The sequence below is a fragment of the Rathayibacter sp. PhB152 genome (assembly GCF_003751395.1).
In the GTDB taxonomy this organism is placed as follows: Bacteria; Actinomycetota; Actinomycetes; order Actinomycetales; family Microbacteriaceae; genus Rathayibacter; species Rathayibacter festucae.
In genome coordinates this window covers 60,139-74,079 of record NZ_RJUT01000004.1, presented here as the reverse complement: position 1 = coordinate 74,079, position 13,941 = coordinate 60,139, and the positions used below count along the sequence as shown (strand labels likewise).

Genomic DNA, 13,941 nt, shown 5'->3' with positions numbered 1-13,941 from the left:
TCCTCTCGAGGGGTGCGCTCACAGCGCGGTACCGGGATTCAGGATGCCCTGCGGATCGAAGACCCGCTGCACCGCGCGCTGCAGGGCGACGACGTCGGGGCCGAGCTCGCGGCGGGCCCAGTCGCGCTTGAGGGCGCCGACGCCGTGCTCGCCGCTGACGGTGCCGCCTAGGTCGAGGGCGAGCGCGAAGACGGCCTCGGCCGCGGCGTCGGCCTGGCGGCGGGACCGCTCGGAGTCGTCGCGCAGGCGGATGATCGGGTGCAGATTGCCGTCGCCGGCGTGGGCGAAGACGTAGACGTCGGCGCCGGTGTCCGCGGCGATGGCGTGCACGCGGCGGATCGCCTCGGCGAGGCGGGAGCGGGGCACGGCGATGTCCTCGATCAGCACGCGACCGCGGGCCTCGATCGCGGGCAGGGCGTCGCGGCGGGCGCTCGCGAGGGCGAGACCCTCGGCCGGGTCGAGGGTGGTCTCGACGCTGAGCGCGGTCGCGGCGAGCACCGCGCGCACCTCGGCGATCTCCTCGGCGGCGCCGAAGCCGTCGGTCTGCACCAGGAGGAAGGCGCCGCCGCGGCCGGCCAGGGTGGAGCCGCGCAGGGCGTCGATGGCCTCGAGCGTGCGGTCGTCGACCAGCTCGAGAACGCTCGGGCGCAGGCCGGCGCGGGCGAGGGCGACGGCGGCCTCGGCGCCCGCGGCGACGTCGGCGAAGAAGGCGGCCGCGGTCGCGGTCGCCCACGGCCGGGGCAGGAGGCGGAGGGTCGCGCCGACCACCACGCCGAGGCTGCCCTCGGAGCCGACGACGAGCGCGGTGAGGTCGAGGCCGACGACGCCCTTCACGGTGTCGCGGCCGAGGTGGACGAGCGAGCCGTCGGCCAGGACGACGTCGAGCGCGAGGACGGCGTCGCGGGTGACTCCGTACTTCGCGCCGCGCAGGCCGCCGGCGTTGGTGGCGATGGTGCCGCCGATCGTCGCGATCTCGACGCTGCCGGGGTCCGGAGCGTAGAGGAGGCCGTGCACGGCGGCGGCGCGGTCGAGATCGGCGGTGATGACGCCCGGCTCGACGCGGGCGACGCCGTCGACGGGGTCGATCTCGAGGATGCGGTCCAGGCCCGAGACGTCGAGGACGAGGACGCCCTCCCCCGCGCTGGCGCCGCCGGCGAGTCCGCTGGCGGCGCCGCGGGTGACGACGGGGATGCCGTGGGCGGAGGCGTGCCGGAGCGCGGCGCGGACGTCGTCGACCGAGCGCGCGCGCACGACGCCGAGCGGGGTGCCGCCGGGCGAGAAGCCGGACCGGTCGGCGGTGGGGACGTCGGCGGTGATCTCGACGGGGGTGGGGTCGACGGCGGTGTCGTCGGTGGAATCCGCGGCAGGGGCGAGCGCGCTCACTCCGCGATCCGCTCGATGATCGGCGCGGCGGCGGCCGACGCCTTCACCCGCTCGAGGAAGAGGACCACCGTCGCGGCGGCCGAGCGGTGCGTCGCGTCGTTGAGCGCGTCGTGGCGGCCGTCGGCGAGGACGTGGATCTCGGCCCGCGGGGCGGTGCGGTAGACGGCGACCGCCTCCGCGAGCGGGCTGATCGCGTCGGCCGCGCCGTGCAGCGCGAGCAGCGGGACGGCGACGGCGCTCGCGGCGACCGCGAGCAGCTCGGGCGGGAGGGCGGCGTCGCGCGCGGCGGAGTCGGTCTCGCGCTCGAGGACGCCGGCGTGGTTCGGGCAGGCGGTCCGCTCGCCGATCCCCTCGCCGCCCTCGGCGCGGACGGGCAGGCCGGCGAGGACGACGGCGTCGACCGGCTCCGTCGCGGCGAGCTCGAGGGCGACCGCCGCGCCGGCGTCGGAGCCGACGAGCACGAGCGGCGCGATGGTCGCGGGGTCACGGAGGACGGCGAGCGCGGCGTCGCGGACGCCGGGGGCCGTCGCGTCGCCGAAGGCGCGGACGCGGTAGGCGTCGCGGGCGATGCGGGTGCCGAAGCGCTCGTAGACGGCCGGGGTCTCACCGCGGCCGCCGAGGACGACGAGGGTGCCGCGCTGGGCGATGCCCTCGGGCTCGTCGAAGGCGCGGGCGGCGGTGGGCGGGTGGGTGAGGGGCATGGGGGGGCTCCTTGGTAAGGCGGAAGGACGGGCGGGTGAGTGTTCGGAGGGGGGTGGGTCTCGATACGCCCCTGCGGGGCTACTCGACCAACATGAGGACCGGGCTGCTCGACCAGCAGGAGGACGGCGCTACTCGACGAGCACGGGGACGGGGGCGAGCAGATCCGCGAGCGGGAGGGGCGCGGCGGCCGCGGCGCGGCCGTGCAGGCCGAGCAGGAGCTGCAGGCGCTCGTTCAGAGGGGTCGGCACGCCGGCGCGGCGGGCGAGCAGCACGATCTCGCCGGTGAGGTGGTCGATCTCGCTGCTCGTGCCGCGGGCGGCGCTCTGCCAGGTCGACAGCCGGCCGGCGGTGTGGCCGGGTACGGGATCGACGGCGAGGCGGGTGCCGTCGTCGGCCGCGACCGCGAGGCCGTTCGCGGCGAGGGCCACGCGCGCCTCCGCGACGAGCAGCTCGCGCGCGGCGGCGTGCTGCTCGGCCGGGCCCTCGAACAGGTCGAGGCCGTTGGCCGCGTTGGCCAGCAGCTTGCGGGCCTTCCAGGCGCCGATGTCGGGCACGGCGCGGGCGGCGAAGCCGGCACCGCGGAGGATCGCGGCGTACTCCTCCACCCGCGGGTCGGCGGCGTCGGGGTGCCGGCCGATCCAGAGCACGCCGACCGTCGGGAAGGAGGGCGAGACGACCTCGCCGGGCACCAGGAAGCTGGCGGCGATGCCGATCGACACCCCGTAGACCGTGGCGAAGCGGCGCAGCGCGCTGTCCTCGGTGGCGAGTCCGTTCTGCAGGGTCAGCACCGGCAGCCCGGCGCCGGCCCCGCCCCCGGCGAGCGGGGTCCAGGCCCATTCGGCGAGCGCCGCCTCCGCGTCCTGCGCCTTCACCGCGAGCACGAGGACGTCGCCGCGCGCGGGCGCCGTCTCCGCCGGGCCACCGGCGACGGGCAGCCGCACGATCTCGTCGCCCGCGGGCCGGCGCACGCGCAGCCCGTTCTCGCGGAGGAGCCGCAGGTGCTCCCCGCGCGCCACGAGCACGACCGGCTGCCCGGCCAGATGCAGCTGCGCGGCGAGGACGGAGCCGACGGCCCCGCCGCCGATCACGAGGAAGCGGCCGCTCACGGGCGCACCGCCGCTCGGCCGGGGATCGCCGCGAGCAGGGTGCGGGTGTACTCCGCCGCGGGCGCGCCGAAGACGCGGGCGGTGGCGCCTGCCTCCTGCACCCGCCCGCGGTCGAGGACGACGACCTCGTGGGAGACCTCGGCGACGACGGCGAGGTCGTGCGAGACGAAGAGGTAGGCGACGCCGAGGTCGCGCTGCAGCTCGACCAGGAGCTCGAGGATCTGCGCCTGCACGGACACGTCCAGCGCGGAGACCGGCTCGTCGAGGAGCACGAGGTCCGGGCCGAGGGCGAGCGCGCGGGCGATCGCGACGCGCTGGCGCTGACCGCCGGAGAGCTCCGCGGGCAGCCGGGAGAGGAAGGAGCCGGGCAGCCCGACCCGGTCGAGCAGCTCGCGGGCCCGCTCCAGCCGCGAGGCGCGGTCGCCGATCCGGAAGGAGACCAGCGGCTCGACGACCGACTCCAGCACCGTGAAGCGCGGGTCGAGCGCGGCGAACGGGTTCTGCTGCACCAGCTGGATCCGCCGGCGCAGCGGCCGCCACTGCCGGTCGCTCGCCGCGGTGAGGTCCTCCCCCTCCACGAGCACCCGGCCGCTCGACGCCCGCTCGACGCCGAGGGCGATCCGCAGCGCGGTCGTCTTGCCCGAGCCCGACTCCCCCACCAGCGCGAGGGTCTGCCCCGCGCGGATCGAGAAGGAGACGTCGTCGAGCGCGCGGTACGGCGGGCGGCGGCCCGGCAGCGCGAAGTCCTTGACGACGTTCTCGACCCGGACGATCACCGGATCGGGCTCGACGTGCTCGAAGCGCGGCACGAGCTCGCCGCCGAGTCCGGGCGCCGCCGCGAGCAGCTCGCGGGTGTACTCCTCCCTCGGCGCGACCAGGATCTGCGCGGGCGGGCCCTGCTCCACCACCCGTCCCTCGCGCAGCACGAGGACGCGGTCGGCCCGGTCGGCGGCGACGGCGAGGTCGTGGGTGATGATCAGCAGCGCGATGCCCTGCTCGCGGACGAGCGACTGCAGGTGGTCGAGCAGGCGCTTCTGCACGGTGACGTCGAGGGCCGAGGTCGGCTCGTCGGCGATGATCAGCCGCGGCCGGCCGGCCAGCGCGATCGCGATCAGCGCCCGCTGGCGCAGCCCGCCGGACAGCTCGTGCGGGTACTGCCGGGCGCGCAGCTCCGGATCGTCGATGCCCGACTGCCGCAGCGCCTCGAGCACCTCGGCGTCGACGGAGCGGCGGTCGACGCCGCGCAGGCGCACCGCCTCCGCCACCTGGGCGCCGATGCGCAGCGTCGGGTTCAGCCCGACCATCGGGTCCTGCGGGACGAGGCCGACGAACCGCCCGCGCAGGTGCCGGAGCCGCTTCTCCGCCGCGTGCGTCACGTCCTCGCCGGCGAGCGCGATCGACCCGCCGGTGATCCGGCCGCCGGAGGGCAGCAGGCCGAGCACAGCGTTCGCGGTCGTCGACTTGCCCGAGCCGGACTCGCCGACCACGGCGACGATCTCGCCGGGCGCGATCTCGAGCGAGACCTCGTGCACGACGGTGCGCTCGCCGTAGGCGACGCTGAGCCGGTCGAGCCGCACGAGCGGGCCGGCCGCGGCGGGCCCTGCGGAGGGGACCACGCCGGCGCTCATCGCTGCACCTCCTCGAGGCTCTTGGCCACGTGGTTGAGCGCGAAGACCAGCAGCCCGACGAAGAGCCCCGGCAGCAGCGAGAGCCACGGGCTGGTGACGAGGTAGTTGCGGCCGCTGGAGATCAGCGTCCCCCACTCCGCTGCGGGCGGCGCCGCGCCGAAGCCGAGGAAGCTCAGCGCGGCGATCGCGATGATCGCGGTGCCCAGATCGAGCACGGCCAGCACGGCCACGGGCCCCCAGGAGTTGGGCAGCACGTGCCGCACGAGCACGCGCAGCCGGCTCGCACCTCCGGTGCGCGCGGCCTCGACGTAGGGCAGCGTGCGCACCCGGAGCACCTCGGCGCGGGTGGTGCGCGCGAAGCCGGGCAGGATGCCGATGCCCACGGCGAGCGCCACCGGCAGCGTGCCGAAGCCGATCGCCGTCACGATCGCCAGGGCGAGCAGCAGCCCGGGGATCGCGAGCAGCACGTCCACCACGCGCATGATCACCGCGTCCACCACTCCGCCCGCGGAGCCGGAGACCACGCCGAGCGTCAGCCCGCCGACCAGGGCGATCGCGAGGGCGATCACCGTCGCCTGCACCGTCAGCGCCCCGCCGTGCAGGACCCGCGCGAACAGGTCGCGGCCCAGCTCGTCGGTGCCGAAGAGGTGCACGAGGCTCGGCGCCTGCAGCTTGTCGGCCGGCGCGGTAGCGGTCGGGTCGGCGCCGGTGAAGAGCGCGGGAGCGATCGCCGAGGCCAGGACGAACAGCACGAAGACCAGCGCCAGGACGAAGCCCGGGCGGCGCAGCAGCAGGCGGAGGATCCGCACGCGGCGGGCGCCCCGGCCGTGCGCCGCGCGGGTGAGCGGCTCGGGGACGACGAGCGCCTCGGGCCGGGTGAGTTCGAGAGTCATGGTCGGCTCGCCTTCGGTGTCGAGGTGATGCGCGGATCGAGGAGGGGGTAGAGCAGGTCGACCAGGAGGTTGATGCCGACGAACACGACGGCCGCCAGCACGACGATCGCCTGGACGACCGGCACGTCCTGGGTGAGCACCGACTCCTGGGCGAGCGTGCCGATGCCCTGCCGGGCGAAGATCGTCTCGGCGACGATCGCTCCCGTGACGGTGTTGCCGGCCAGGATCCCGAGGATCGTCAGCGTCGGCAGCGAGGCGTTGCGGAAGGCGTGCCGCCACTGCACCGCGCCGCGGGAGAGGCCCTTGGCGCGGGCCGTGGTGATGTAGGCCTCCGCCTCGACGTCCGCGAAGCTCCGGATCAGCACCTGGGCGAGCATCGCCGAGGTCGGGATCGCCATGGTCACCGCCGGCAGGATCAGGCTCGCCGGGGTCGCGCTGCCGGTGGAGGGCAGCAGGTGCAGCGAGAAGGCGAAGAACTGGATGAGCAGCAGGCCGATCCAGAAGCCGGGGAACGCCACACCCGCGGAGGGCAGCCGGCCGAGCAGCGTCTTCAGCGGCGCCCAGCGGACGTACGCCGCCAGGTACGCGAGCACGGTGCCGCCGATCAGCGCGAGGCCGATCGCCAGGGCGCTGAGCTGCAGGGTGCCGGGCAGCTTCTCCGCGATCAGGTCGGTGACCGGGATCCCCTTGGTGATCGAGGTGCCGAAGTCGCCCCGCAGCGCGTCGCAGAGCATCGTCGCGTACTGCTGCCAGACCGGCTGATCCAGCCCGTAGCGCGCCTGGGCCTCCGCGAGCTGCTGCGGGGTGAGCGAGTCCACCTCGACGTTGTTGGCCGAGAGCAGGAGCGCCAGCGGGTCGCTCGGCAGCAGCCAGAGCACCGCGAAGGTCACGGTGTACGCGGCCCAGAGCACCAGCACCGCCTGGCCGAGCCGGCCGAGGAGGTAGCGGCCGAGGCCCGAGGGGGCCGAGCGGGCGCCCGGCCTCCCCGGAGCGATCCTCGGAGCCGCCGCCGCCGGTGCCGAGCCGAGCGCGGTCACGGCTGGATCCAGGCGTCGGCGAAGTCGCCGAACGCCTCCGAGGTGAAGCGGAAGCCGTGCACCGCCGATGAGACGCCCGCCAGCTGGACCCGCTCGGCGAACGGGAAGACCAAAGCGTTGTCGATCAGGTAGTCCTGCAGCTCGCCGTAGACCTCGGCGCGCGCCGCGGTGTCGACCGTCTGCACGCCCTCGTCGAGCAGGGCCTGCACGGTCGCGGCCTGCTCGGCGTTGAGGCCGTTCGTCGCCTGCGCCTTCGAGCCGGCGTAGCGGGAGTCGATGATCCACTGGATCACTCCCGGGTCGGCCCGCGTGTAGTAGGTCGAGATCAGGTCGTAGTCGCCGCTGTTCAGCACGTCGGCGCGCTGGGCGTTGGTGATCACGTTCAGCTCGAGCTCGATGCCGACCTGCTTCAGCTGGTCCTGGATCAGCTGATCGCCGGCACCGAACTGGGTGACGATCGGCACCGAGAGCGTGAGCCGCCGCCCGTCCTTCGAGCGGTAGCCGTCGTCGCCGAGCTCCCAGCCCGCCTCGTCCAGCAGCTCGCCCGCGCCCTCGGCGTCGAAGGCGAGCTTCGACGACTGGTCCTTGAAGAACGGCGTGGTCGTGTTGTAGATGCTGGTCGCGGCCGGGTAGCCGGCGCCGAAGACCGTCGTCGCGTACGTCTCGCGGTCGATCGCCTTCTGCACGGCCTGCCGCACCTTCTCGTCCGAGAGGATCTTCCCCTCGGCGACGTTCGGGTAGTAGTTGCTCGCGGGGCCCGGCAGCGAGCGGCTCTCGACCGTGTCGCCGGAGCCCGTGATCACGGCCTGGTCGTTCTCCGAGATCGGGTTCCGCGGCCAGGCGATGTCGATCTCGTCGCTGGTCAGCTGCCCGACGCGGACGCTGTCCTCCGCGACGTAGCTGATGTCGATCCCGTTGAGGTGCGCCTCCCCGGTGTTCTCGCGCAGGGCCGAGCCCCAGGCGTACCCGTCGCGCTTGTCCAGCGTGATGCCGGTGCCGGGGGTGTAGCCGGTCAGCGTGAACGGACCGGAGCCGACGATCCCGCCGAGGCAGCGCTCCTCGGGCGTCTTCTCGTAGGAGGAGGCGGCGAGGATCGCCAGGTTGGTGGTCGAGGTGCCCTGCAGGAACGCGGCGTTGGGCGTGGAGAAGACGACCTTCACGGTGTCGGCGTCCACGACCTCCGTGCCCGAGTAGCCGGCGAGGTAGACGCCGCCGTAGGCCGAGGGCAGCTGCGCGAGGGTCGCCTTGTCGTTGTCGAACGAGGTCTTCACGCTCTCCGCGGTGAAGGTCGTGCCGTCCGAGAAGGTGACGTCGGTGCGCAGGTCGAAGGTGTACTCCGTGCCCGCGTCGTTGACGCTCCAGTCGGTCGCGAGCCAGGGCTGGATCTCGCCGGTCTCCGGATCCTGGTCGGTGAGCGAGTCGGCGACGTTGCGGATCACCGTGCGGTGCTCGATCCAGTAGGTCTGGAACGGGTCGACGCAGGAGAACGCGGCGTTGTCGGGGAAGAAGGCGAGCGAGAGCCGGCCACCGTCGACGGGGGTCGCGTCGTCGGCGGCCGTGCCCGCGCCCGAGGCGCCCGAGCAGGCGGTGAGGGCCAGCGCGGAGGCGAGGGCGAGCGCGGCGGCGGTGCCCGATCGTCGGAGGGGGCGTGAGCGGTGGAACGTCATGGCGGTGGTCTCCCGTGCAGAGAAGTCGGAGTGCGGGGTGTCGGAGTGCGGGCTGTCAGAGCGCGGCGGCCGCGAGCGAGCGCGTGCCGGCGATCAGGAGGGCGGCGTCGTCCTGCGGCGGGTGCACCCGGGAGGCGAGGACGTCGCGGAGGTGCCGCTCGAGCGGGTGGTGCCGGGTGAGGCCGGGGTTGCCGAGCGCCGCGACGGCCGTCTCGACCGCGGTGACGGCCGAGCGGGTGGCGAGCAGCTTGCCGACCACGAGGCGCTCGGCGGCGCACGGATCACCCGCGTCCACTCGCGCGGCCAGTGAGAGCAGCACCTCCTCGGCCTGCACCAGCTGCGCCTGGATCTCGCCGGCGACCGAGCGGATCCGCTCCGTCGTGGCGATCGGCCGGCCGAGCGAGGTCGGGACCCGCTCGTTCGCGAAGCGGACGAAGAAACTCTGCGCCGCCCGTCCGACGCCGACGTAGAGCGCCGCAACGGCGAGGCCGAAGCCGCCGGCCGCCCCGGCCTCGGGCGCGAGCTGCGAGCGGGGCGTGCCGCGGAAGTGCTCGAACGGCAGGCGCACCTGCTCGTAGAGCACGTCGTGCGTGCTCGTGGCCCGCTGGCCCAGGTGGTCCCAGGTCCGCTCGATCCGGACGCCCGGGGCGTCGCCGGGCACGATCGCGTGCGCGAGCTCGGGCTCGCCCGACGCCCCGCCGTGATCGACCGCCCAGACCAGGTGGTACGCCAGCCCCTCCGAGCCGGTGGCGAAGCCCTTGCGGCCCTCGAGCAGCCAGCCGTCGCCGTCGCGGCGGATCGTCGTTGCGGGCAGGCCGCCCCGGGCCGGAGCGCCCCACTCGGGCTCGGCGCGCACCGCGTTGAGCAGCACGGGGCGCTCGGCGGAGTCGGCGAGCACCGAGCGGTAGAGCTCCTCCGGCCACAGCGCGGCACGGTCCTGCGCGGCGTGCTGCAGCACGGTCATCGCCGAGATCAGCGCGACCGCCGGGTCGCCCTGGCCGAGCGCGCCGAAGACGCGCACGAGGTCGACGGTGGAGGGGGGCGTGCCGCCGTAGCGGGTACCGACTCCGAGGGAGAGCAGTCCCGCCTCGTGCACGGCCTGGATCCCCTGCCAGGGGAACTCGGCGGTGCGGTCGTAGTGCTCGGCGGTCTCGGCCAGGCGAGCCGTGACCCGGGCGAGCGCGCGGTCGGAGACATCGGGCGCGGGCAGGACCTCGGCGGCGGAGCGGACCGTGGCGGCCTGTCCCGTGAGCAGCGTCACGCGATCGCCCCGGCGAGCTCGGCCTCGAGCGGCGGCTGCGCGACGATCTCGCCGCGGCGCCCGGTCGCCTCGCGGTGCGCGAGCTCCTGGCGCACCAGAGGGATGACGTACCGGCCGTAGTCGACCGCGTCGTTCAGGTTGTCGTAGCCGCGGATCGAGATCAGGTCGGCACCGAGGTCGACGTAGTCGAGGATCGCCGCGGCGACCGTCTCCGGCGTGCCGACGAGCGCCGTGGAGGCGCCGGCCGCCCCGGTGGCGGTCGCGGTCGGCGTCCAGAGCGCCCGGTCGTGCAGGTCCTTCCGCCGCGCGATGTCGAGGAGGCGCTGCGAGCCGACGTTCGCCGGGCCGGTGGCGCTCGGCGTCTGCACCCAGAGCCCCTTCTCGCCCTTCCGCGGGTTCGTCGTGCCGCCGCGGCTCTGCAGGATGCCGAGGATCCGGTGCGCCTTCTCCCAGGCGAGCTCCTCGGTCGGCGCGAGGATCGGCCGGAAGGTGACCCAGGTGCGCGGGGTGTCGGCGCGGCCGGCGGCGAGCGCCGCGTCCGCGATCCGGTCGATCTGCTGCTGGGTGTCGGCCAGCGGCTCGCCCCACAGGCCGAAGATGTCCGCGAGCGCGCCGCCCTGGCGGTAGGCCTCGTCGCTCGAGCCGCCGACCGAGATGGGGATGGTGCCGCGCACCGGCCGCACCCGCGAGACGAAGTCCTCGAAGCGGTAGTACTCGCCCTCGTGATCGAACGGCTCGGTCGCCGACCAGACCTTCCGGAGGATGCGGAGGTACTCCTCCTGCCGCGCGTAGCGCTCGGACTTGCTCAGCCGGTCCCCTTCGCGGGCCTGCTCGTGGTCGTTCCCGCCGGCGATGAAGTGCACGACGGCCCGTCCGCCCGAGAGCTGGTCGAGGGTGGCGAGCGCCTTCGCCGCGACGGTCGGGTAGACGGTGTTGGGCCGCAGCGCGACGATCGGCTTCAGGCGCTCGGTGTACTGGGTCACGGCGGCGGCGATCGTGAACGGGTCGTGCCCGGCCGAGCCGTAGGGCACCAGCGTGTAGTCGAAGCCGCCGTCCTCGAGGATCCGGGAGTAGCGGCGCAGGTAGGCCACGTCGATGGCCGGGTCCGCGAGGCCGTTGACCTCGTTGGAGTGGTTGACGTTGATCGCGGAGATGAACTCGACGGTCATGGGAGGTCCTTTCGAGAGGGTGCGGAGGCGCATCGGAGGCGCGCGGGCACGCCGGAGGAGCGCGGGACGGCGCGGAGAGAGGGACGCGCGGCGGCCGCGGAGGCGGGCGGCGGCGCGCAGAGGCCGGGACGGGAGCGGCGAGGGCCGGCCGTCGGGCGGAGGAGTCGGGCGACGCGGAGGCGTCAGCGGGAGACCGGACAGGAACATCCGCGCACCGGCGCGAAGGGGTTCCCGTCCGAGGACATTCGAGTGCCGATGCTCCCGCGGCTCGCTGCACCGGTCGCGCCGAGCGGCGCAGCGGCGGTGAGGGCGGGCGGGAACGTCATGGCTCCGACGCTACGGGCGCGGTGCTCCGGGCGTCCAACGATGATTCCGGATGCGTTCCGATCGGCGATCCCGATCGTTGGTAACGATTCGTCACACCCGCGTCGGCGGCCGGCGACGGTCGTCACACTCGCGCGCCCGCGGGCACCGCGACCGGCCGCGCCCGCACGGTCCCGAAGACCTCCGCGAGGGCGGCGAGCGCCGTGTCCTCGACGTCCGGGGCCAGGCCGCGCCGCGACACGAGGCGGAGGTTGACCGAGCCCAGGGCCGGCAGGTCGTGCCGCTCGACGAGTCCCTCGGCGACCGTGCCGCGGTGCGCGGTCGGCAGCACCGCGACTCCGACACCGGCGCGGGCCGCCGCGATCACGCCCTCCAGCCCCGTCGACTCGGCGACCACCCGCACCTCGTGACCGAAGGCGCCGAGCTGCTGCAGCGCGCGCTGGCGCATCCCGCACGGCTCGGAGTAGGCGACGAGCGGGATCGGCGCGTCCTCCGGCGGCTGCCAGCCGGGTGCCGAGTACCAGTCGAGCGGCAGCGTCGCGACCTGGCGGCCCGGCAGGTCGCCGCCCACGCCGAGGATGACCCCGAGATCGACGACGCCGCGGGCCACCGCCTCCGCCAGGTGGGTGGAGCGGTCGAGTGTAAAGGTGAGCGGGCGGTCGTCGAAGGCGCGGTGCAGCGTCTCGAGCAGCCGGGGCAGCAGCTGCTCCGCGGCCGGCTCGGTCAGGCCGAGGGCGAGCGGGTTCTCGCTCGCCGCGTCGAGCAGCTCCAGCGCATCGTCGTGCACCGCCAGGATTCGGCGGGCCTGCACCAGGAGGCGCTCGCCGGCCGACGTGAAGCGGGCCCTGCGCCCGACCTTCTCGATGAAGGTGCGCTCGAGCCGCCGCTCGAGGGTGCGGACGTGCTGCGAGACCGTCGGCTGGCTGATGTGCAGGGCGACGGCCGCCCGGCCGAATCCGCCGCAGTCGGCGATCGCCACGAGCGTGCGCAGGTGGACGATGTCGAGGGTCTCGGGCATCCCCCGACGCTACGCACGCGCCCGACCCGGGGCGACCCGCGGCGCAACACGCCGACACGTCCGGGGAACGGCGAACGGCCGGGGCCCACGCTGATGCGGGAGTCCCGGCCGTACGAGTGCGCCGATCGGACCGGAGTCCGCCGGTCAGTGCGCGAGCACCGGCTCCGCGGAGGCTCCGGTCGAGACCGCGAGCCCCGCCGAGCGGCGGCGGAACAGCAGCACCGAGAGCACCGCGCCGAGGGCGAAGAAGCCCGCGCCCCAGCCGTAGGCGACCGCATAGCTCTGCACCGCCGCCTCCGCCGCCGTCGCCGCCGTGGTCGGGGTATGCGTGAGGAGGTAGTCGGTCACCGCGGTCGCCGCGAGCGTGTTGAGCAGCGCGGTGCCGATCGAGCCGCCGACCTGCTGGCTGGTGTTGACCATCGCCGAGGCGACGCCGGCGAAGCGCATGTCGACTCCGCGGGTGGCGGTCTGCATCGAGCCGGGCATGATCGAGCCCATCGCGAAGCCGAGCACCATCAGCGCCGGCAGCACGTCCGCCGCGTAGCCGCTGTCGAGGTCGAGGCGGGTGAGCAGGAGCATGCCGACCACGCCGAGCAGCATGCCGAAGGTCACCATGATCTTCGGGCCGAAGCGCGGCAGGAGCAGGTTGGTCGAGAGCTGCGCGGCGAGCACGAGCATCCCGATCATCGGCAGGAACGACAGCCCGGTCTGGATCGGCGAGTAGCCGAGCGAGACCTGCAGGTAGTAGGTGACGAAGAGGAAGATCCCGAACATCCCCGCGCCGGCGATCAGCACCGAGAGGTACGCGGCACCGCGGTCGCGGTCCAGCACGATCTGCAGCGGCAGCAGCGGGTGCTCGGTGCTGCGCTGGCGCAGGACGAAGCCGACCAGCAGCACGACGGCCGCCGCGAGCGGCACCCAGGTCATCGGCGAGTCCCAGCCGTCGGTCTCCGCATTGGCGAAGCCGAAGACCAGGCCGAAGAGGGCCGCCGAGACGAGGATCGTCCCGGGCACGTCGAGTCGCGGCCGCGGGCCGACCCGGTCGATCGTCGGCACGAAGACGATCGCGCCGATGACCGCGACGACCGCGATCACGACGTTGATGTAGAGGTTCCAGCGCCAGTCGAAGCTCTCGGTCAGCACGCCGCCGAGGAGGAGGCCGACCGCGCCGCCGGCCCCGGCGATCGCGCCGAAGACGCCGAACGCGCGGGCCCGCTCCTTCGGGACGGTGAAGGTGGTGGTGAGCACGGCGAGGGCGGTCGGGGCGAGGAGGGCACCGAACACGCCCTGCAGGGCGCGGGCCGCGATGAGCAGCTCGAAGTTCGGGGCGGCGCCGCCGAGCGCGGAGGCGATGGCGAAGCCGATCAGGCCGATGACGAAGGTGCGCTTGCGGCCGATCAGGTCGGAGAGGCGCCCGCCGAGCAGCAGGAGGCTGCCGAAGGCGAGCGAGTAGGCGGTGACGACCCACTGGCGGTCGCCGTCCGAGAAGCCGAGGTCGGCCTGGGCGGCGGGGAGCGCGATGTTCACGACGGTGGAGTCGAGCACGACCATGAGCTGGGCGAGCCCGACGGCGACGAGCGTCCACCAGCGGCGGGAGGACGGGGCCGGAACCGCGGGGGCGGCGGAGTCCGGCAGTGATGTGGTCTGCGACATGGAGGAGACCATATACGAGACTCGCCAGTTTCGGAACTGCGGAGTTCTCCAATTAGCATGGTGTTCACACGGGTCGTTCGCGCGACCCTCCCGAACCGAT

11 protein-coding genes are annotated in these 13,941 nt (G+C 74.5%); all 11 read right to left on the bottom strand.

Translation table 11 applies throughout. The features are described from left to right. Positions 1–18 precede the first annotated feature (18 nt). The 11 genes from EDF36_RS10290 to EDF36_RS10240 all read right to left on the bottom strand — a co-directional run bounded on the left by EDF36_RS10290 (position 19) and on the right by EDF36_RS10240 (position 13,841). Positions 19–1,383, bottom strand: a complete 1,365-nt coding sequence (locus tag EDF36_RS10290; RefSeq protein WP_123732957.1) for an FAD-binding oxidoreductase — start codon at positions 1,381–1,383, stop codon at positions 19–21. Beyond that, entirely contained in the window at positions 1,380–2,084 is a 705-nt protein-coding gene (locus tag EDF36_RS10285) for an alpha/beta hydrolase (RefSeq protein ID WP_123732956.1), read from the bottom strand. Before EDF36_RS10285 ends, EDF36_RS10290 begins: the two co-directional genes overlap by 4 nt. A gap of 129 nt (positions 2,085–2,213) precedes the next feature. After that, on the bottom strand, positions 2,214–3,191 hold the full coding sequence (locus EDF36_RS10280; RefSeq protein WP_123732955.1) for a ketopantoate reductase family protein: 978 nt from the start codon (positions 3,189–3,191) through the stop codon (positions 2,214–2,216). Beyond that, positions 3,188–4,819: an ABC transporter ATP-binding protein gene (locus tag EDF36_RS10275; protein WP_123732954.1), complete on the bottom strand. Its 1,632-nt coding sequence runs from the start codon at positions 4,817–4,819 to the stop codon at positions 3,188–3,190. Before EDF36_RS10275 ends, EDF36_RS10280 begins: the two co-directional genes overlap by 4 nt. Beyond that, entirely contained in the window at positions 4,816–5,712 is an 897-nt protein-coding gene (locus EDF36_RS10270) for an ABC transporter permease (protein WP_123732953.1), read from the bottom strand. Before EDF36_RS10270 ends, EDF36_RS10275 begins: the two co-directional genes overlap by 4 nt. Then, the gene (locus tag EDF36_RS10265; protein WP_260300669.1) at positions 5,709–6,749 is read right to left on the bottom strand and encodes an ABC transporter permease; all 1,041 of its coding nucleotides are present in this window, start codon (positions 6,747–6,749) and stop codon (positions 5,709–5,711) included. The genes EDF36_RS10270 and EDF36_RS10265 overlap by 4 nt, the downstream gene beginning before the upstream one ends. Continuing rightward, positions 6,746–8,416 carry an ABC transporter substrate-binding protein gene (locus EDF36_RS10260; protein WP_123732952.1) on the bottom strand — a complete coding sequence of 557 codons (1,671 nt, stop codon included), beginning with the start codon at positions 8,414–8,416 and terminating at the stop codon, positions 6,746–6,748. Before EDF36_RS10260 ends, EDF36_RS10265 begins: the two co-directional genes overlap by 4 nt. A 55-nt stretch (positions 8,417–8,471) precedes the next feature. After that, on the bottom strand, positions 8,472–9,677 hold the full coding sequence (locus EDF36_RS10255; protein ID WP_123732951.1) for an acyl-CoA dehydrogenase family protein: 1,206 nt from the start codon (positions 9,675–9,677) through the stop codon (positions 8,472–8,474). Then, the gene (locus EDF36_RS10250) at positions 9,674–10,846 is read right to left on the bottom strand and encodes an LLM class flavin-dependent oxidoreductase (protein WP_123732950.1); all 1,173 of its coding nucleotides are present in this window, start codon (positions 10,844–10,846) and stop codon (positions 9,674–9,676) included. Before EDF36_RS10250 ends, EDF36_RS10255 begins: the two co-directional genes overlap by 4 nt. Positions 10,847–11,294: 448 nt before the next feature. Then, entirely contained in the window at positions 11,295–12,188 is an 894-nt protein-coding gene (locus EDF36_RS10245; RefSeq protein ID WP_123732949.1) for a LysR family transcriptional regulator, read from the bottom strand. Positions 12,189–12,332: 144 nt separating this feature from the next. Beyond that, positions 12,333–13,841 (bottom strand): MFS transporter, encoded by a 1,509-nt coding sequence (locus EDF36_RS10240; RefSeq protein WP_185020443.1) that lies wholly within the window; start codon positions 13,839–13,841, stop codon positions 12,333–12,335. Between the last annotated feature and the right edge of the window lie 100 nt (positions 13,842–13,941).